This window comes from Streptomyces sp. NPDC094147, from assembly GCF_044764265.1.
GTDB lineage: Bacteria > Actinomycetota > Actinomycetes > Streptomycetales > Streptomycetaceae > Streptomyces.
The window spans coordinates 142050-159077 of the sequence record NZ_JBIWHT010000016.1; the positions used below are offsets into that span (position 1 = coordinate 142050).

The 17028-nt window shown below is 68.7% G+C and carries 18 protein-coding genes, 1 tRNA gene and 1 pseudogene; 16 read left to right on the forward strand and 4 right to left on the reverse strand.

Annotated features, from left to right (window positions below; all coding sequences use genetic code 11):
* The first annotated feature begins 139 nt into the window (after positions 1-139).
* The 10 genes and pseudogenes from ACIQ8J_RS23260 to ACIQ8J_RS23305 all read left to right on the forward strand — a co-directional run bounded on the left by ACIQ8J_RS23260 (position 140) and on the right by ACIQ8J_RS23305 (position 7399).
* Complete coding sequence (locus tag ACIQ8J_RS23260; RefSeq protein ID WP_403272716.1) at positions 140-637, forward strand: hypothetical protein; 498 nt, start codon at positions 140-142, stop codon at positions 635-637.
* Between the two features lie 132 nt (positions 638-769).
* Positions 770-1582 carry a hypothetical protein gene (locus ACIQ8J_RS23265; protein ID WP_403272717.1) on the forward strand — a complete coding sequence of 271 codons (813 nt, stop codon included), beginning with the start codon at positions 770-772 and terminating at the stop codon, positions 1580-1582.
* 150 nt (positions 1583-1732) lie between these two features.
* Positions 1733-2092 (forward strand): annotated as a pseudogene (locus tag ACIQ8J_RS23270) (adenosylhomocysteinase); the annotation flags it as partial.
* A 618-nt stretch (positions 2093-2710) separates the two neighbouring features.
* Positions 2711-2917, forward strand: a complete 207-nt coding sequence (locus ACIQ8J_RS23275; RefSeq protein ID WP_403272718.1) for a hypothetical protein — start codon at positions 2711-2713, stop codon at positions 2915-2917.
* Positions 2901-3425 (forward strand): DUF6879 family protein, encoded by a 525-nt coding sequence (locus ACIQ8J_RS23280; RefSeq protein ID WP_403272719.1) that lies wholly within the window; start codon positions 2901-2903, stop codon positions 3423-3425. The genes ACIQ8J_RS23275 and ACIQ8J_RS23280 overlap by 17 nt, the downstream gene beginning before the upstream one ends.
* A complete protein-coding gene (locus ACIQ8J_RS23285) occupies positions 3409-4251 on the forward strand; it encodes a helix-turn-helix domain-containing protein (RefSeq protein ID WP_403272720.1) in 843 nt (280 codons plus the stop codon). Before ACIQ8J_RS23280 ends, ACIQ8J_RS23285 begins: the two co-directional genes overlap by 17 nt.
* A gap of 79 nt (positions 4252-4330) precedes the next feature.
* Entirely contained in the window at positions 4331-4570 is a 240-nt protein-coding gene (locus tag ACIQ8J_RS23290) for a hypothetical protein (RefSeq protein ID WP_403272721.1), read from the forward strand.
* Positions 4571-4922: 352 nt separating this feature from the next.
* Entirely contained in the window at positions 4923-6020 is a 1098-nt protein-coding gene (locus tag ACIQ8J_RS23295) for a sporulation protein (protein WP_403272722.1), read from the forward strand.
* 401 nt (positions 6021-6421) lie between these two features.
* Positions 6422-6646: a hypothetical protein gene (locus ACIQ8J_RS23300; protein ID WP_403272723.1), complete on the forward strand. Its 225-nt coding sequence runs from the start codon at positions 6422-6424 to the stop codon at positions 6644-6646.
* A 432-nt stretch (positions 6647-7078) separates the two neighbouring features.
* Positions 7079-7399, forward strand: a complete 321-nt coding sequence (locus ACIQ8J_RS23305; protein ID WP_403272823.1) for a hypothetical protein — start codon at positions 7079-7081, stop codon at positions 7397-7399.
* A gap of 173 nt (positions 7400-7572) precedes the next feature.
* Here ACIQ8J_RS23305 and ACIQ8J_RS23310 read toward each other — a convergent pair whose 3' ends face one another.
* Positions 7573-7929, reverse strand: a complete 357-nt coding sequence (locus tag ACIQ8J_RS23310; protein ID WP_403272725.1) for a hypothetical protein — start codon at positions 7927-7929, stop codon at positions 7573-7575.
* Between the two features lie 602 nt (positions 7930-8531).
* Here ACIQ8J_RS23310 and ACIQ8J_RS23315 point away from each other — a divergent pair.
* Genes ACIQ8J_RS23315 through ACIQ8J_RS23325 form a run of 3 tightly spaced genes read left to right on the forward strand, consistent with a single transcriptional unit; the run spans position 8532 to position 10682 of the window.
* Positions 8532-9242, forward strand: coding sequence for a tRNA-dependent cyclodipeptide synthase (locus ACIQ8J_RS23315; RefSeq protein WP_403272726.1), 711 nt, complete (start codon positions 8532-8534; stop codon positions 9240-9242).
* A gap of 49 nt (positions 9243-9291) precedes the next feature.
* Entirely contained in the window at positions 9292-10518 is a 1227-nt protein-coding gene (locus ACIQ8J_RS23320; RefSeq protein ID WP_403272727.1) for a cytochrome P450, read from the forward strand.
* Positions 10519-10538: 20 nt separating this feature from the next.
* Positions 10539-10682 (forward strand): hypothetical protein, encoded by a 144-nt coding sequence (locus ACIQ8J_RS23325; protein ID WP_403272728.1) that lies wholly within the window; start codon positions 10539-10541, stop codon positions 10680-10682.
* A gap of 60 nt (positions 10683-10742) precedes the next feature.
* Here ACIQ8J_RS23325 and ACIQ8J_RS23330 read toward each other — a convergent pair whose 3' ends face one another.
* Both ACIQ8J_RS23330 and ACIQ8J_RS23335 read right to left on the reverse strand, forming a co-directional pair.
* A complete protein-coding gene (locus tag ACIQ8J_RS23330) occupies positions 10743-11648 on the reverse strand; it encodes an L-tyrosine 3-hydroxylase (RefSeq protein WP_403272730.1) in 906 nt (301 codons plus the stop codon).
* 935 nt (positions 11649-12583) lie between these two features.
* Positions 12584-12657, reverse strand: a tRNA-Gly gene (locus ACIQ8J_RS23335).
* Between the two features lie 716 nt (positions 12658-13373).
* On the opposite strand from ACIQ8J_RS23335, the gene dcd reads away from it, so the two are divergent.
* Entirely contained in the window at positions 13374-13949 is a 576-nt protein-coding gene (gene dcd / locus ACIQ8J_RS23340) for a dCTP deaminase (RefSeq protein WP_403272732.1), read from the forward strand.
* 2 nt (positions 13950-13951) lie between these two features.
* Positions 13952-14458, forward strand: coding sequence for a phosphoribosyltransferase (locus ACIQ8J_RS23345; protein ID WP_199826980.1), 507 nt, complete (start codon positions 13952-13954; stop codon positions 14456-14458).
* A 116-nt stretch (positions 14459-14574) separates the two neighbouring features.
* Here ACIQ8J_RS23345 and ACIQ8J_RS23350 read toward each other — a convergent pair whose 3' ends face one another.
* Positions 14575-15501, reverse strand: coding sequence for a Yip1 family protein (locus ACIQ8J_RS23350; protein ID WP_403272733.1), 927 nt, complete (start codon positions 15499-15501; stop codon positions 14575-14577).
* 326 nt (positions 15502-15827) lie between these two features.
* Between ACIQ8J_RS23350 and ACIQ8J_RS23355 the strand changes: the two genes are divergently transcribed.
* A complete protein-coding gene (locus tag ACIQ8J_RS23355) occupies positions 15828-16880 on the forward strand; it encodes a hypothetical protein (RefSeq protein ID WP_403272734.1) in 1053 nt (350 codons plus the stop codon).
* The last annotated feature ends 148 nt before the right edge of the window (positions 16881-17028 follow it).

Below are 17028 nucleotides of genomic sequence, written 5' to 3' on the forward strand. Positions count from 1 at the left end.
CGCGTAACGAACTGTTGTGAAGGGCTTCTGCACCGTGCTGTCGTTTGGTCGTTGGGGGTTCCGGGGGCGGGGGCGGCATCGTGCCAGGGGCGCCGGGTCGACCAAGTGGATTGGCCGGACCGGGCGTTGGGCGGGCACGGTGGCCACGCTGGCGCTCGTGGCGGTGGTCGGCGTGGGCGCGTACGGCTGGTTCGTCCATGGGATGCGTTACGTGCCGGTGCTGACGGGGTCGATGAGTCCGGGCACGCCGGCGGGCTCGCTGGCGGTGACGGCGCCCCTGGACCCGGCGGATCTTGAGGTCGGGCAGATCATCGCGCTCCGCCCTCCCGCGCCCTTCGCCCCGGAGGACGGCAAGCCGGTGCTGCACCGGGTCTGGAAGCTGGATACCCAGCCGGACGGTCACCGGTCTCTGCAGACCAAGGGGGACGCCAACGCGGCCGAGGACTCCTGGGTGTTGAAGGTCCCGCCGCGTGGCTCGGCCTCGTACGCGGAGGTTGTCTACTCAGTGCCCCGGCTGGGCGCAGTGACCCAACTCCTTTCTGCGGTCGGCCCGTGGGGGCTGGCGGCCGCGCTCGGCGGCCTGATGCTGATGGCTCACGGCCTGCGTCAGCTGTCGTCGTTCCGCCGCCGCCCCTGACGCGGTCGCGGTGCCTGCCGCCACCTCTCTGTTTCTGACTTCTCTGTTCCTGCTGCCGCGCCCCTTTCCCAGTCCGTTCTCGGGACCTGGCGGCCGGGCGTTCGGCCAAGACAAGAAAGAACTCACTTACTCATGACGCTCATTCGCCGTCCGCGTCCGCGTGTGCTGGCCGCCGTACTCGTTGCCGCGGCCGTCCCCGTACTGGCCGCCGGTGGCGCGGCCGCCGCCGAGCATGAGGGTTCGGCTCCTGCCGAGCGGATCGATGTCCGGCAGGGCCCGGGTGCGTTCTGGACCGCCGACACCCCGCACATGGTGCCGGGCACCACCGAACTCCGCTACCTGGACGTGGTGTCCACGTTCCCCCGGGCGGTGACCCTCACGTCCCGTCTGTCGGGGGAGGGGGAGCTGGCCGGAGCGGGGGGCCTGCGTACGGCGGTCGAGGTGTGCGGCGTTTCGTGGGCCGCGGACGGATCCTGTGCGGGCAACTACCGCACTCTGCTGCCGGACACACCTCTGGCCAACCCCGGCAGCCTCCCGGTCGAGTCGCTGGCGGCACACGGCACGCAGCATCTGAAGGTCCGCATAGCGGTCCCCAAGGACCTGCCCCAGCGCCTGTACGGATCCAGCGGCCGTGTGGTCTTCGGCGCCACGGCGTCCGACACCGGGTCGGGCAACAGTGGTGGCGGGGACCATGGGGGCGGCACACAGGGTGGCGGAAGCCAGGGTGGCACTGGCAATGGCGGCGGAGGTCAGGGCGGCGCCGCGCAGGGTGGCAGCACCCAGGGTGGCGGCTCCGCACACGGCGGTACCGGCCAAGTCCCCCACACCCAGGGCATGTTGTCGCACACCGGCACCACACTGCTGCCCATGGCGCTCCTGTCGGCAGGCGCGCTGATCGCCGGCCTCGCCGCCATCGTCGCCCGCCGCCACGCCGCTCGTAACTGAGGTCGGCTGCCGGACGGCCCCCAGGGCTGGAGTTGCGGCACCTGAGACCCCGCACGTCGTAGTGCCCCACCGTGAAGGCGGGGCACTACGGCACCGTGCCCGCTGAGCCACTGGTTTTGCGTGGTGGTCACGAGTGGCCGACCCTGCAGGTCCCGGGCCGCGGGCGAGACGGTCTCCCTGCTGGACGTCGGCGGCTACTTCGCCCACACCCTGGCCGACGTCCACAGCCGTTCCACCGGCCGCCTTGCCGGGGTGATCGAGGACACCGAGAACGGGCACCGTCGCTACGAGAATCTCGACAAAGTGCCCTGCCCCGTCATCTCGGTTACCCGGTCCCCGCTGAAGGACCCCGAGGACTTCCTCGTCGGCCAGTCCGTGGTCTTCTCCACCGAGGCCGTCATGCGCGGCCGCGGTGACATCCTCCACGGCCGCCCGGCCCTCGTGATCGGCTTCGGCAAGCTCGGCTCCTCGATCGCCCGGCTCCTGCAAGCCAAGGGAGTGCAGTTCACGCCTTCTTCCCACGGACAGTCCGCCGGGTCCGGGATGGCCGGCACGGCCATGGCGGCGAGCAGCGCGGCGAGCCCCCCTCGTTCGCCCCCTCCGACTGCACAGGGGGAGCCATGTTCAGAACGTTCATGACGTCCATGAGGCATCTCGACAGGCGAGTGACGTTGAGGGCGTCCCCCGATGCCGCCGCCGAGTCCAAGGTTTGGGCGAGGACGAGAATCGTCGCTTCGTACCCCGCGAGTCGCGGGTCTGCCTTCTTGCCCTGCCGACGCGCCCGGAGCGCCTCGCCCACCCGCCGTTCCGCGCGCCCGGGAACACGTCGGGCTATGTCCCGCTCGGCAACTCGTGTGCGCTTAGTAGATGTCATATGGGACGTTTGCCCTGGTCAGGTAGTTTCTAGGTCCTATTGGGCGCGGAAAACCTGTTCTGGTCGGGGAGAGAGAACAGGGGGGCGCGGGATGTCCATGTTGCCCAAGATCTAAAAAATCAAGCGGTGAGCGGCGCGCCACGGTTCTATGCAACAACGCGCATAGTCGCGTTCACGCATAGACCGACGCCGGTAGTCCCTCGTACTGTCATGCCAACAGCCCGAAGTGGGCTGCCGACCATGGGAGTTCAGCTATGGCACGCGAGGAACTGGCCCGTCTCACAGGTGGCGGCAACGGGGAGTGCAACAAGAACGACTGCCCCAACGTCTACCGGAAAGCCTCCGGCTCGTTGGTCGTCCAGGGCGACGTATCCGACGCCTTCAAGCCCCCGAGCGGAGAGGGCCTTGTCGAGATCCCGGAGAGCGTCCTGAGGGAGGCTGTTCGTGCTCTTGGATGGTGAGGCGTGGAGTGCCAAGTTCAAGACCTTTGAGCGGGAAGCATGGCGCTTGGAGACCCTGCCCGAGTACCGCGTCCCGCAAGAGGATCAGGAGATCCGAGACTTCCTGGCGGGTGAGCGCATCGACCCTCACGCCTACTCGAATGAGTACACCGAAGACTTGAAGAGGGTCAGCAGAGAGGGGAAGTCCAAGGGGCGAGTCCACGTCGTGACCCGGCCGCTCTCGGACTATCTCCGCTTTGAGTTCATGTACTACGAGCCGCACGCGTGGGCTGGCGAGGACATTCGTATCCTCGATGTGACCGAGCGCGCCAACCCCCTTAAGGGCGTCGGAGACTTCTGGATGTTCGACCGCTCTCAGGTCGTGCTCATGCACTACGAGGCGGATGGCACTCAGATCAGCCGAGAGGTCTACGAGGGCGACGTGGGCCCGTTCCTTGAGTACCAGCGCATAGCGCTTGCAGAGTCGGTCCCGTTTCAGGAGTACGTGCAAGGTGACCTACGAGCCTGAGCAGCTTGACCAGTCGGGGCGACAGCTGGCGGCGATGCTTAGGCAGCTACGGAGGCAAGCCGGGCTCTCCGGAGTCCGGCTTGCCTCGCGTTGCAACATGTCTCAGTCCAAGATCAGCCGCATCGAGAGCAACAAGGCCCGACCCTCGCTCGTGGACGTGGAGCAGATTCTTCGTGGGTTGCAAGCGTCACCCGACGTGGCTGCTGAAGTCATGGCGCTGGCCCGTATCGCTCAGACCGAGTGGCAGGGTGACAGAACGCTGCACCGCAAGGGCCTGGACAAGAAACAGGTCCAGCTTGCCGGGCTGGAGGCGTCGTCGACCACCTTCCGGTACTTTCTGCTTTCCATGATCACGGGGCTTCTGGCCACCCCTGAATACGTCCGGGTAAGCCTGTCCGATGCGCCACCCGAGCAGCAGGCCAAGGCCGTCGGCATGAAGCTGGAGCGGCAACAGATCCTCTTCGACCGGTCCAAGCGCTTCACGTTTCTCCTGACAGAACAGGCGGTCAGGTACCCCCTGGTGCCGCCGGACCAGATGGCCATGCAGATCGATCGGCTCTCTTCCCTCACGCACCAGGAGAACATCAGGCTCGGCGTGATTCCCTTGGGTGTGCGCTTCGCCAGTGGAGCCCTGAACACCTTCACGGTCTACGACGACACGCTGGCGACGGCCGAACTCGATCTAGGCGCCATGGTGTTCAGAGACCCACGCGACATCCGCGACATGATCGACCGCTTCGCTCGATACGAGGACCATGCGCTCTTCGGGGACGCAGCACGCGAGCAACTCGCCAGGTGGGCCGCGTACTGCCGGGGTGATCTTTAGTCCACAACGCGCATATCTGTTGGGCGGTGTCGACTGCCGGATGACGATTGTCCCCAGGCTTCGAGGTCAGCGAGGGGACATGAGCGATCCAGTCAGGTACTCACAGGCGCCGGTCGAGCTGCCGTTGGACGACGGCTGGCTGTACGGCTACGTCAAGCCGCAGGGGTGCGGTGTGTGCGAAGCGCTCGACCAGCAGGTGCGTGCGGCCATCCAGCGCGGTCAGCACAGGGCCGCCTATGAGGCGGCCGAAGAGATCAGGGCGCACGGCGATGGGCACGATCGTGCGCGGACTCCGGCGGCGGGGACGGTGATGGACTGATGGAGATGCAGGAGTGGCGTAGCGGGTGGGACAGAGCGGCTGAGGTCACAGAGGGGGTCCGGCAGGCCCTCGGCGAACTCGGGGCGCCGGAAGGCGCCACGGCCCGTCTGCGCCCTGTCGTGAGCGGCAGGGGCACGCCTTGGGTCGACGTAGGCATGATTCCGGCATCGCTGGCCGAGGCGCTGGCGGAAGCCGTGCGCGCCGGGGTCCTCGAACGTTCAGCCCAGTCTCCGAACCCGTAGGCGGTGCGGCCGGTACGGTGCGCCAGACCGCCAGGCCGCCACATCCAGAAGTGGCGGCCTGGCGGTCTGCGGTGCTCTTCGGGGTCAGTCGCTCTGTTCCTCGATCGAAAATGGGCTTGCGAGATCCCGCCGACGCCGTGCGCGTCGCCACCTCCTTCTGGAGCTCCGTGAACCGCCGCGATTTCCTCGCCCAGACCGGATCCGGTTTCGCCGTCTCTGCGTTCGCCGCGCCCGTAACCCGCTGGCTGGTCAGCCCGGCCGACGAGACCGCCAGCCACAGCGGCGGACAGCAGGTCGGCCGCACCGACCTGGAGGAGCTGCGCGACGCCGCCGACCACGCGCGGCACTGGGACTCCAAGTACGGCGGCGGGAACTGGAAGGCCAACTCCGTCACCGACTGTCTGGAGCACCGCGCGGCCCCGCTCCTGCAAGGCTCCTTCAGCGACGACATCGGCCGCGAACTGTTCTCCGTCACCGCCGAGTTGTCCCGCCTCGCCGGGTGGACCGCCTTCGACGTCGGCCAGCACGACGCTGCCCAACGCCACTTCATCCAGGCCCTCCGCCTCGCCCGCGCCGGCGGCGATGTCCAGCTCGGCTGCTACGTCCTGACCGCCATGGCCATGCAAGCCCTGCTCCGCGGCTTCGCCGGCGAGGCCATCGACATGGCCCAGGGTGCCTACGAACGTGCCAAGCGCGACGCCGTACCGCGCGTACTGGCCTTCACCAAGCTCATCGAGGCAAGGGCTCACGCCAGGGCGCACGACCTCAGGGCCGCCTCCGGCGCCCTGGGCGCCTCTGAGACCCTCCTCGGGCAGGCCCGCCAGGAGAGCGGCGACGAGCCCGGCTGGATCGACTTCTACCACCACACCCGGCTGTCCGCCGACGCCGTCGAGGTCTTCCGCGACCTGAAGAACCCAAAGGCTGCCCTGGCCTGGAACCAACAGGCCACCGCCATGCCATCCGGAGTCTTCACCCGCTCCGTCGGCATGCGCCTGGCCATCGTTGGCACTGCCCACCTCCAAGCCCGCGACCTTGACCACGGCCTGGAGCTCGGCCACCGCTCCGTCGACATCCTCACCCGCGTCCAGTCCACCCGCGCCCTGGACTACGTCCGCGAATTCAACACTGCCCTCGCGCCCTGGCGCCGTGAACCGGCCGTACGCGAATTTCAGCACCGCATCCGCAAGGAACTCGGAGTCGCGGCATGAACTGGGTTCTGACAAGGAGGAGTTGAACAGGACAGTGGCTGCTGTCGACGCGGTGGCGTGGGTCCCGAGTCCGAGATGGACCGCGTAACGGGTAGCCGTCGGCGGCCACGATTGGTCACTGTGCAACCTCCGCTTCAGCGTGGTGAACAGTGATTTGGCGAGGATGTTGTCCCGGCAACGGCCCGAGTGTCCGACATACAGCTTGATGTCGAACTCGGCTGTGCGGTTGGTGTATCGAGCCGACATCCGCAGACCGAAGGAGTCAAGACCGGGCCCTTCAACCAACTGCGCTTGCACCACACGGACGTTGGCGACACCGAGGGGGAGGGCCTGGCCGAGGACAGCCGTGAGGTGCTGGAACTGGCCCATGGGCCTGCCGACCCGTCCAGCATGGCGGAGTCATGGCCCTGCTCCAGCCGTACGCGCAGACCCTCGGCCGCACCGACGGCTACCGGGTCTCCGACATCCTCGGCGAACACACCACCCGCCCGGCGCCCGGCACACCGGACCGGACACCCGTACGCGTATGGACCCACCTGACCCAATGCGCCGCCCCGGCCGCCTGCCTTCCCATCGGACTGGCCGCGTACTACGCGGGCCTACGCCGTCAGGCCCGCGCGGCCTGACAGTGTGCCGCTGACGATGGGCACACCGATGCGATGTTCAACCTCGGTGTCCTGCTGAGGGAGTTGGGCGAGGCGGAGGACGCCGCCACCTGGTGGACCCGCGTTGCGGAACAGGGCACGTCCGCGACATGACCAACCTCGCCAACTTGCCGGAGCGGCTGGGCGATCGGGAGGGGCGCGGCCGAGCTGCCGAATAGGGGTGCCGCTGGGACGGTCGGGCGTCACGGCGCCCCACCGGATGTGGTGCTTGGCGAGCAGGTCGTCGAGGGAGGCCGCGCCGGCCTCACGCATCGCCGCACGCGTACCGGAGCTCGCCTCAGCCGACGGGAGGTCTGGTGCCGCACGTTTATCGCGTTGTGGGTCCCGGGGGGCCGCCATAAGGTCACCGGCATGCCTTTACGTCTACGTATGCGTCAAGCACTGCTGGAAGCGATGCGCGCCCGCGACAAGGCCGCGGTGAGCGCCCTGCGCGCAACGCTTGCCGCGCTGGACAACGCCGAGGCGGTGCCCGTGGACGAAGCCGCGCTCCGCGGCGCGCCCCTTGAGGAGTCGCCGGTCGGTGTCGGCGTCACCGAAGCGGCGCGGCGTGAGCTGAGCGAGCGCGGTGTGGTGGACATCGTGCGCGCCGAGGCCGCCGAACGGCTGGAGGCCGCAGCGCAGTTGACCGCACCCGTACACGCCGGCCGAGCCGCCCGGCTCCGCGCGGAGGCCGCCGTCCTGCTCGGCTTCCTCGGCGCTCCTGGCGCCGCGTAGGACACGGCGTCGCGTCGCAGTGCCGGGAATGAGTGCGGCCACCGCGTGATCACCGGAGGTGTGGACTCCTGAAGATCGGGGGGCGCGGGCCGGGCCTCCCACCCCCTTGGTGGGGCGAAATCCGGGGCCCCCGGCGCGGCGAGGGCGCCGCGCCGGGGGCGGAGGCGTGCACCTCAGGGCTGGTAGATCGACTTGAACTTGACGTTGCTTGGGAGCCTCTGGCCGGCCTCCACCTTCGTCTTCACGCCGAGGCACTCCTCCTCACTGAAGACGTAGAGATAGCTGGCGGTGTGGTTGCTGGGTGCCCAGGCGAACTGCAGAGGCTTGTTCTCGACCTCGGGGATTTCGATGCACACCGTCTCGGGCATCGTCAGGTTGTCGGGGTACGTTCCGCTCTTCGCCTGCTTCGGAAAGAGCGGGTCGCCGTACTTGTAGGCGAGGTAGCCGTTGTCCGCATGGGCCGACGTAGGCAGAGCCACCATCAGAGCGAGAGCTCCGAGCGCGGCGCCGAGAGTGTGGCGTAGGCGCATCCAGGGATTTCCTTCTGCTCGGCGGCAGCCGACCGACGGTCGGCCGTCCGCCGTGAGCATGGCCGGCAACCCCATTCCGTACGCCGCCGTCCCGAAGGCGCTCGGTGGTGATCCAGGGGGCGCGCGAGAGGGACTTCAGCACCTTCTGTGGCCAACTACGCGCTCCGTCACAGAGGTTGCTCGAACGAGGGCGGTACGTCAGCCGGTGTAACAGAGTTACAGGCGGTCCGCCTGGGCCGGCCACTCTGCGGAAGTGTGACGTCCCACGCACGAGGTGGCGGTCGTCGCACACAACCCTCCGTTCGAGGACGGCTTCTTGAAGACGGCTTCCCGCAGCCGGAGTTCGAGCGGCTGGGACTCGGCGACATCCAGGTGCCGGGCCTGTGTTCCGCATGATGATCCCGGCACCGCCTTCCGCCTGTTGAGGAGACGGTTGGCTGCCGCCGTGGGATGTGGCGGCGCGCATGGGGTGCGCTGCGGGGGCGCACGATGTGGTCGGCGACTACTCAGCGCCACTCTTTCGAGGAATTGCCGGTATTCGCGTCACTCAGCGTGGGCACATGCCCGATGAGTGTGCGGACACATGCAGGTGAGGAGTGACGATGGCCCACAGTGAGCCGCAGACCCTGACTGATCCTGGGGTGAGGGTCTTACCCTTCGGGGCGAGCAGTGAAAGGCTCCTTCAGCGCGGGGATCACGCGCTGTTCGGAGTGAGCACGGGCAACAGCTACTTCAGCCGCCGGCATCTGGCCGGCGTGATGGCGTGGGCGGTGGAGCGCTTCGCCGCCGTGGACGTGGTGCACGCGGATGTCGCTCTGGAGTCGATGCTCGAAGCCTTCGGCTACGAACCTCTCGCCGCGCGCAGGAGCATCGCCAAGCAGTTACGCGGCGTGCGGCGGCGCATCGACGGGGCTCTCGAAGACATCGGCGCGGCGGCACAGCGCGTACGGGCTCGGCCGTTGTCCGATTTCCTGGACCAGTCCGGTTACCGCGAGGTGCAGGCGCGGACGCGGGCCGCGCTGCGGACCGACGTGCAGTTACGGTCGGTCCGGGATGCCATGGCGTACCAGTTCCTCACCAAGCGGCTGAAGCCGAACGATCTGCCCACTCCCGCTCAGGTCCAGGCGGCGCTCGCCTATGTGGACGCCGAGCTGCCGTTCTTCGTCGACACGCCGCGGATCCTGGGTGTCGCTTCGTCCGTCCACTGCTATCACACCGTTCTTGCGCTGGGCCGCCTGCTGTTCGGTGAGCGCCCGATGGGGCTGCGCCCGGCCGGCAACCAGGGCTACGTCCTCGTCGCGTGCCGCGACTGACCTGCGCAGGGCCCCTGTCGAGCCGTAGAAGAAAGCAGGTTTTTTTGCCATGGCATCCCCCACCACCAAAGCCTCCGTGCCGCCTTACTCCGGCGTCGAGTGGCCCCTGTCCCGGCGCGGTGACGTCGTGCCCGCCGAGTGCGCGCGGCTGCGTGAGCAGAGCCCCGTCGCGCGGATCCGGACCCTCACGGGCGACGACGCCTGGCTGGTCACCAGCTACGCCCTGGCCCGGCAAGTCCTGGAGGACGAACGCTTCAGCCTGCGCGACACGGCGGCTCCCGATGTACCACGTCAGTACGCGTTGACGATTCCCCCGGAGGTCGTCAACACCATGGGCAACGTCAACAGCGCCGGGCTCCACCAGGAAGTACTGCGTGCCTTCGGACCCCGATCCGGGCCGGCGTCCGCAGAGTGGATGTCCGCGCGGGCGCACGAACTGGTCGATGCCCTGGTCGAGGAGGGGCCGCCGGTCGATCTGCGGCAGCGGTTCGCCGAGCCGTATTCTGCCGCGCTGGTCTGCAAGGTGCTCGGCCTGCCGTACGAGGACGGGCTGCGGCTCATGTCCGGCCTGGACCTCGGCTTCGTCACCAGCCCCGTCGTGTACGACGGCTGCACCGCCAACTGGGACAAGGACTACGCCTTCGTGCTCCGGCACGTGCGCGCCGACCGTGACGCCCAGCGGGGCCTGATCCGGCGGCTGTGCGAGCTCCGCGACGATCCGGAGCGCGACGGCGGCGACCTGACCGACGGGATGCTCGCCGCCACGGTCACGTCGCTCTTCGGTGCCGGCGCCATGAGTACGTATGTGTTCCTGCTGCACGCCGTGCTGACACTGATCCGGCACCCGGAGGCGATGGACCACCTGCGTGAGCGGCCCGAGGCGATGCCTCGCGCGGTGGAGGAGCTGCTGCGGTCGACGCTGTCGATCGGCGACGGCCTGCCCCGGATCGCCCGGACCGACGTCCAGGTCGGTGACGTCCTGGTACGGGCCGGCGAACTGGTGCTGGTCTGTGTGGAGGGAGCGAACTTCGACCCCGAGCAGTTCCCGGATGCCGAGCGGTTCGACCTCGACCGCTTGCCCAACACGCACCTGTCGTTCGGGGCGGGCCGCCACTTCTGCCCCGCTTCCGCGATCTCCCGTGTCCATGCCGAGGAAGCCCTCACCGTCCTCCTCGATCGCCTCCCCCGGCTGCGTCTCGCGCTGCCCGCCGACCAGTTGGTCTGGCGCACGGGCAACATCAAGCGAGTCCCCGAGAGGCTGCCGGTCCTGTGGTGACCTCACCGGAAGGCGCCGCCATGGCACGCCTCTTCGGCAGTCCCGGTCCCCAGCGGGCTGAGGCGGAGGCCGCCGAGTGTGTGGTGGGCGAAGGGGCGACCGGCCACCCCTTCGCCCCACGCGTACGCGACGCCGTCGCCGACTCCGCCGGGCAGGAGGCGTGAATGCCCGCGACCACGGACCGGCGCCCTGTCTGCCCGGCGCTGCGTCCCCGCGGCGGCGAGTCAGTGGCGGAGGGCGTCGAGGGTGCGGCCCGCCTCCACCAGGAGCGGTACCGCCCCGTTCGTGAAGCAGGTGAGGTCGCCGTCCCTCAGCTCCGCGGGGCACTCGGCGGCGCTGGAGGAGGCCGTGGGGTACAGGCCGTTGCTGTGCAGGTCGAGGAGGATGACCCGGAGCCTGCGCGCCAGCTGGGCGATGACCTCCCGGCGGGTCCTGAGTGCGCGGTGCGTGGCGAAGAACGAGTCGTAGAGCCGCGAGGTGTCCTCCGTGGGGGCGCCGAGTGCGGCGGCTCCGTCCCCGGCGCGCAGCAGGGAGTCGCCGTCCGGGATCAGCTTTGCCGCGATGGCCATGTGTACCTGGTGGTTGAGCCTGCCTGCACGGTTCAACTCGGCTATGGCATCCGGTGCTTCGGTCTGCCGGTAGCGTGCGCGCAGGGAGCGCAGCCGTGGCGGGATCGCGGCGTAGTCGCGCGCCCAGCGCCCGCTGAACGAGCGGTGCTGGAGCATCATCGCGGGCCGGATGAGGCGCTCGTAGAGCTCGCGGGTGGGCGAGCCGGTGTAGACGAGCAGTACGGAGTAGGCGTGGATCAGGCTGGTCGCGCGGGCCGCCGCGCTCTCCACGCCGTCGTTCACGACGAGTTCGAGTTCGTCGTCGATCAACTGCCACAGCGCGAACACGGCTTGGTGGCCGGTGATCCAGCGGAACCAGTACAGCTCCTCCGGGGTCGCCGGGGGTGGCAGCGGGCGGCTGAACGCCGTCTCGCGCAGCACATCGGCGTGGGGCACCCGGATGTGTTCGGCCCTGCCCCGCGTCCTGGTGCCGGGGTACGGCAGCACGATCGACTCCAGGGCGTAGGGGTAGGTGCCGAAGCCGGAGTCTTGGTCGGCCTGTTCAACGAGGGTGGTGGTCATGGCAGTTCGCCTTCCGGCGGTGATGAGGGTCCTCGCCTTCCGGCTCGGCTGGGGGAGGCTGAGGAGGCGGTCGTGTGGTGCGGCGGTGGGGCGGCTGGCGTCGCACCCTGCGGCCCGACGGAGAGTACGGGGCGATTCCATTACCCTTCGGGGATTCGCGTCCCGCCGAACGTTGACCGGCCGGGAAACGCGATGAAGACGCGGCACGGACCGCGCCGAGGCGTCGCCCCGGCCCGCCGTCAGGGTCCGGAAGGCGGAACACCTTCGTGAACCGCGTACTCGGCGCAAATTCACGATCGGCAATCGCGTGCGCGACCAATGGCATTGATCTGCCGACTAGTTGACGAGATTTTTCTTGCCGGACGGACCGATTCGCGTCCATGGCATCGCCGGGCAGCAAGCAAGGTGACGGCCGTCGGGTGGGAGTGGGAACCCGGGCCGGGCCATCCACTCCTGGAGGACACATGTCATCCCCTCATCCCTCAGCCTCTCGTCGCCGCGTCCCTTGTTGCCGCCGACGGTTCCCCCTCGCCATCTGAATGCCGCATGGCGGCCGCTCGATTGCATCGCGCGGGAACGATCCGTGCGGGGAGCCTCCAGGAGGCGCGTGCGGTTGTCGAGGAGCGCTGGAACGTGCCGGTTGCGGGATGGGTGCCGAGCGCCTTCCCGCTCACCGGTCGCCGGGCGGATGCCGTCGGGCTCCGGCTCGCGGCCATCAGCGTCACGTGCGGCTGGTACGGCGTCCTGCCCGGCGGGGGAGGGCACGCGACCTCGGTACCGGATCATTTCGCCCCCGTATGGAGAGCGGTGGCGAACCGGCTGGGCACGAGCGAGTTCGGCGCGGCAATCGGCCGCGCGAGCTCACGGATGGCACGCGCCCCGAAATTGGTCTAGACAACAAACAAACCCCAGGTCGCTGACCTGGGGTTTCTCTATGGAGCGAGTGACGGGAATCGAACCCGCGCTCTAAGCTTGGGAAGCTTATGTTCTACCATTAAACTACACTCGCGTGATCGTTTCCCAGGGGATTCCCCAGGGGAAGTGGATCGTCGCTCACTCTACCCCATGCCCGGCCCTCGGTGAATTCAGCGAGGGCCTTCGTGCTGTCGGGGGTCGGGATCCGCGTGTGGGCGGGGGGAGTTGGGGCGTACGGTGAAGGGCGTGTGCGTGGTCGGAGCGCCGCGTGCGAGGCCGTTCTGTTCATCCCCTAATGTGGTGGTTTCTCCGTCCACGCTTGTTGGGGAAGGGACTTGAGCGACTTGATGGACTCGTTGGAGCGGACCGTCGTCCGTTGCGCCGGAGGGCATGTCTTCACCACGGAATCGTTCCCGATGCAGCAGCTCGGTGCCGGGCGGATCGGGCCCGGCCGGCTGATCCGGTGTCCGCGCTGCGCACGCCTGCGGCACGCCGTTCCGGTGCTGCCCGATCAGCGGTAGCGCGGTCCGGTAGCCCCGCCCCTGCCGGATTGGCGGTGGCGGGGTCCGGCGGCCCCGCCTTCCGGTCGGCGGCAGCGGGCTCCCGTACGCCCGCCCCCCGATCGGCGGCGGTAGCCGGACCCGGTAAGCCCGGCCGGGCGGGGCGGGCCGGCCGGTCGGCACCACCCCGCCCCCGCCCCCCCCGCAGCCATACGCGGCAGAAGCAGCCCCCTCCCCGGCCGCCCGGGACGGAACCGTGCCCCGGGTCGCCGATTGGGGGCGGGGCGGGCGCTCTGCGTATCCTCGGGGCGTGCTTCTCTCAGACAAGGACATCCGGGCCGAGATCGACGCCGGGCGGGTACGGATCGATCCCTACGACGAATCCATGGTGCAGCCGTCGAGCATCGACGTACGCCTCGACCGCTTCTTCCGGGTGTTCGAGAACCACCGCTACCCCCACATCGACCCGGCCGTCGAGCAGGCCGACCTCACGCGGCTCGTCGAGCCGGACGGGGACGAGGCGTTCATCCTCCACCCCGGAGAGTTCGTCCTCGCCTCGACCTACGAGGTCATCTCCCTGCCCGACGACCTCGCCAGCAGGCTCGAAGGCAAGAGCTCGCTCGGGCGGCTCGGCCTCGTCACGCACTCCACCGCCGGGTTCATCGACCCCGGGTTCTCCGGGCACGTCACCCTTGAGCTCTCCAACGTCGCCACGCTGCCGATCAAGCTGTGGCCGGGGATGAAGATCGGGCAGCTGTGCCTGTTCCGGCTCAGCTCGTCCGCCGAGGAGCCGTACGGGTCCGACCGGTACGGCTCCCGCTACCAGGGCCAGCGCGGGCCGACCGCCTCGCGGTCCTTCCTCAACTTCCATCGGACCCAGGTGTGACCATGAACGACCAGAACGACGTGCGCGAGAACCTCACCTACGAGAAGTTCGGCGGTGCCATCCGCGAGCTCGCGCAGACCATCGCCGACGACGGGTACGAGCCCGACATCGTGGTCTCCATCGCGCGGGGCGGCGTCTTCGTCGCCGGCGGGCTCGCCTACGCCCTGGACTGCAAGAACATCCACCTGGTGAACGTGGAGTTCTACACGGGTGTGGGGACCACGCTCGAAATGCCGGTCATGCTCGCGCCCGTGCCCAACGCCATCGACTTCTCCGGCAAGAAGGTGCTGATCACGGACGACGTGGCCGACACCGGCAAGACGCTGAAGCTGGTGTACGACTTCTGCCTCGACCACGTCGCCGAGGTCCGCAGCGCCGTCATCTACGAGAAGTCCCACTCCCTCGTGAAGTGCGAGTACGTCTGGAAGCGTACCGATGAGTGGATCAACTTCCCGTGGAGCGTAGAACCCCCCGTCGTGCGGCGCGAGGGCCAGGTGCTGGACGCCTGACGTCCCCCTGCGTGATCCGCACGACCCGTCGTACCACCCCTCGTACGACCCGTATGACCTGTACGGCGAAGGGCCCCGGTTCTCGATGAACCGGGGCCCTTTTTCCATGCCTACGTCTAGATCGTGCCCAGTTTGAGCAGCGACAGCAGCGCGATCAGCTGGATCGCGGAGGCGCCGAGCGCCTTCGGCCAGGGCAGATCGTGGGACTTGCTCACCATCGAGGTGAACAGCGCGCCGGCCGCCAGCCAGGTCGTCCAGCCGAGGATCTGGACCACGCCGTTGTTGCCGCCCAGGAACAGGGCCAGGAGCAGTCGCGGGGCGTCCGTCAGGCACATGATCAGCATGGAGAGGCCCACCGTCGGCTGCCAGGCGCCGTCGCCGCCGAGCTGGCGGGCCATCGTGTGGGTCACCGCGCCGAGGATCAGCCCGCCGATGACGAACACCACGCCGGTGACGAGGACCACCGGGAGCACCTTGGACAGGGCCGTGTTGATGACGTCCTGGCGGGCCTTGTCGAAGCCGAAGATCGCAAGCAGGCCGTAGAGGAACGTGACGATCAGCGCCGGGCCCCACACGGGGTGGTCCCGCATCTGCCAGAACGTCGGGCCCGGCCGCATCACGATGCCGGACAGGAGCTCCTTCCAGTGCAGCCGGGGGCCGCTCGGCGGCGCCGTGACCGCGCCCGCCCGATAGGTCGAGCCGTCGCCGTACGGATCCTCGCCGATGCTGAACGCCTGGGTGTGGCCAGGGTTGTCCGCGTACGGGTCCTGGGCGGGGGCGTAGCCCTGCGGCTGGCCCTGGCCCTGGTAGTACGGGTCGCCGAAGTACTCCGGCTCGTCCCGCCGCGGCTGGGGCGCCTGCCGGTACTGCTGCTGCCCCGGTCCGTAGCCCTGCTGGTTCCCCTGCCCCTGTCCGTACCCGTACTGCGGCTGCTGCTGGGCTCCCGGCCACTGTTGTGCCGGGGCCTGCTGCTGCCCTTGCTGTTGCGGTTGCCGCGGGGGGCGGTTGTCCCGGCCGCCGCGTCCGATCCTGAATCCAGCCACGATTCGAACGTACCTGTTCCGCCGGTACGCCAACCGGGGGGCGGCGGGAACCGGACGCCTTTGCGGCTGAGCTGTGACATCCCCTAAGGGGCGGATAGGGGACGGGTAGGGGGCGGACGCGCCCCGCAGGTCCAGTTCAGGGCCGTTTTGGTTGAATCCGGGGCGATTTACACGGTCGCGGCTCAAGTACGAGCCGACCGTTACATTGCCTACGTATTACCCAAACATGGCACTCGTAACTTTGTCGATGTCGCCGCCGCAAAGAGCCACAGACACGACATACAAGACGAGCTTCACGCTTCTAGACGTTACGAGGAAGAGCACCCATGCGCGCCACCCGCCGTACCCTCCGCACCGCCGCCATCGCCACCGGAGCCATCGCCGCTCTCGCCCTCCCGGCCGGTGCCGCCTTCGCCGACTCGCCCACCGCCCCGTCCGAGCCGCAGACGCAGCCCCAGGTGCTCCCCGGCACCGAGGACCCGAAGCAGGACAAGCAGGACCCGAAGCAGGACCCGAAGCCCGAGGTCCTGCCCGGCAAGGACGACGACACGAAGAAGGACGAGTCCAAGAAGGATGAGTCCAAGAAGGACGACACCAAGAAGGAGCTCCGCTCCTTCGTGAAGTCCGTCAAGCTCGCCGACGGTTCGGTGGCCAAGGTCTTCAAGCTCGGCCAGAACCACTACGAGGCCGAGATCTGGGCCAACGGCAGCAAGCTCGACACCCTCGTCGCCAAGGGCGCCTCCGCCACCGGCCAGAACAACGGCCTGTACGTCGTGCTGAACCCGGACGGCACCGTCACCTCCTGGGTCGAGGGCGGCAAGAAGAACGACGGCAAGAGGGACGACGTCAAGAAGAAGGACGAGAGGAAGCGCGACAACAAGCAGGGCGACAAGTCGTCCGACGTCGTCTCCTCCGTCAAGATCACCATGCCCGACGGCCGTATCGCCAAGCTGATCAAGGCCACCAAGAACAACGGCCCGCGCGTCGAGATCTCCATGCCGAACGGCAACTTCCTCGGCTCGATCGACCTGAAGAACCCGTCGGTCCTCAACGACGGCTGGACCTACAAGATCGTCAACGCCGGGAACGGCGTGTACAAGTTCGTCGTCATCGACGGCAAGAACGGCGGCAACAGCTGGGTCTACGACTTCGACGGCAAGCTGATCGAGAAGTACACCGTCCAGAAGGACGGCAAGAAGAAGCAGGACAGGACCGCCACCGGTGTCGTCCCGAAGGGCGGCGTCAAGGCCGGTGCCGAGGGCGTCTCCAACGCCTCCTCCGACCAGGCGCCGATGATCGCGGCCGGCGGCGGTCTGGCCGCCGCGGGTGCCGCGGGCCTCGGCTTCGCGATGCTGCGCCGCCGCGGCGGCCAGGGCTGACGCCCCGCGTACGTACGGAAGCGGGGGGGGGCCCCCCCCCCCGGCCCCCCCCCCCCCGGGGGGGGGGGGGCCCCCCCCGCGGCGGCCCCCCAGTGTTCGCCCAAAATGGGGGGGGGCCCCGGGGCGGGCAACCCCCCGGTCCGGGGGA

What these genes read in the sequence shown, in the direction of transcription:
- ACIQ8J_RS23315 (WP_403272726.1), top strand. Translation starts at nt 8,532, where the DNA reads ATGGCCCACAGTGAGCCGCAGACCCTGACTGATCCTGGGGTGAGGGTC.
- ACIQ8J_RS23320 (WP_403272727.1), top strand. Translation starts at nt 9,292, where the DNA reads ATGGCATCCCCCACCACCAAAGCCTCCGTGCCGCCTTACTCCGGCGTC.
- ACIQ8J_RS23275 (WP_403272718.1), top strand. Translation starts at nt 2,711, where the DNA reads ATGGCACGCGAGGAACTGGCCCGTCTCACAGGTGGCGGCAACGGGGAG.
- ACIQ8J_RS23325 (WP_403272728.1), top strand. Translation starts at nt 10,539, where the DNA reads ATGGCACGCCTCTTCGGCAGTCCCGGTCCCCAGCGGGCTGAGGCGGAG.
- ACIQ8J_RS23310 (WP_403272725.1), bottom strand. Translation starts at nt 7,929, where the DNA reads ATGCGCCTACGCCACACTCTCGGCGCCGCGCTCGGAGCTCTCGCTCTG.
- ACIQ8J_RS23265 (WP_403272717.1), top strand. Translation starts at nt 770, where the DNA reads ATGACGCTCATTCGCCGTCCGCGTCCGCGTGTGCTGGCCGCCGTACTC.
- ACIQ8J_RS23295 (WP_403272722.1), top strand. Translation starts at nt 4,923, where the DNA reads ATGGGCTTGCGAGATCCCGCCGACGCCGTGCGCGTCGCCACCTCCTTC.
- ACIQ8J_RS23345 (WP_199826980.1), top strand. Translation starts at nt 13,952, where the DNA reads ATGAACGACCAGAACGACGTGCGCGAGAACCTCACCTACGAGAAGTTC.
- ACIQ8J_RS23305 (WP_403272823.1), top strand. Translation starts at nt 7,079, where the DNA reads ATGCGCGCCCGCGACAAGGCCGCGGTGAGCGCCCTGCGCGCAACGCTT.
- ACIQ8J_RS23355 (WP_403272734.1), top strand. Translation starts at nt 15,828, where the DNA reads ATGCGCGCCACCCGCCGTACCCTCCGCACCGCCGCCATCGCCACCGGA.
- ACIQ8J_RS23290 (WP_403272721.1), top strand. Translation starts at nt 4,331, where the DNA reads ATGAGCGATCCAGTCAGGTACTCACAGGCGCCGGTCGAGCTGCCGTTG.
- ACIQ8J_RS23300 (WP_403272723.1), top strand. Translation starts at nt 6,422, where the DNA reads ATGGCCCTGCTCCAGCCGTACGCGCAGACCCTCGGCCGCACCGACGGC.
- ACIQ8J_RS23330 (WP_403272730.1), bottom strand. Translation starts at nt 11,648, where the DNA reads ATGACCACCACCCTCGTTGAACAGGCCGACCAAGACTCCGGCTTCGGC.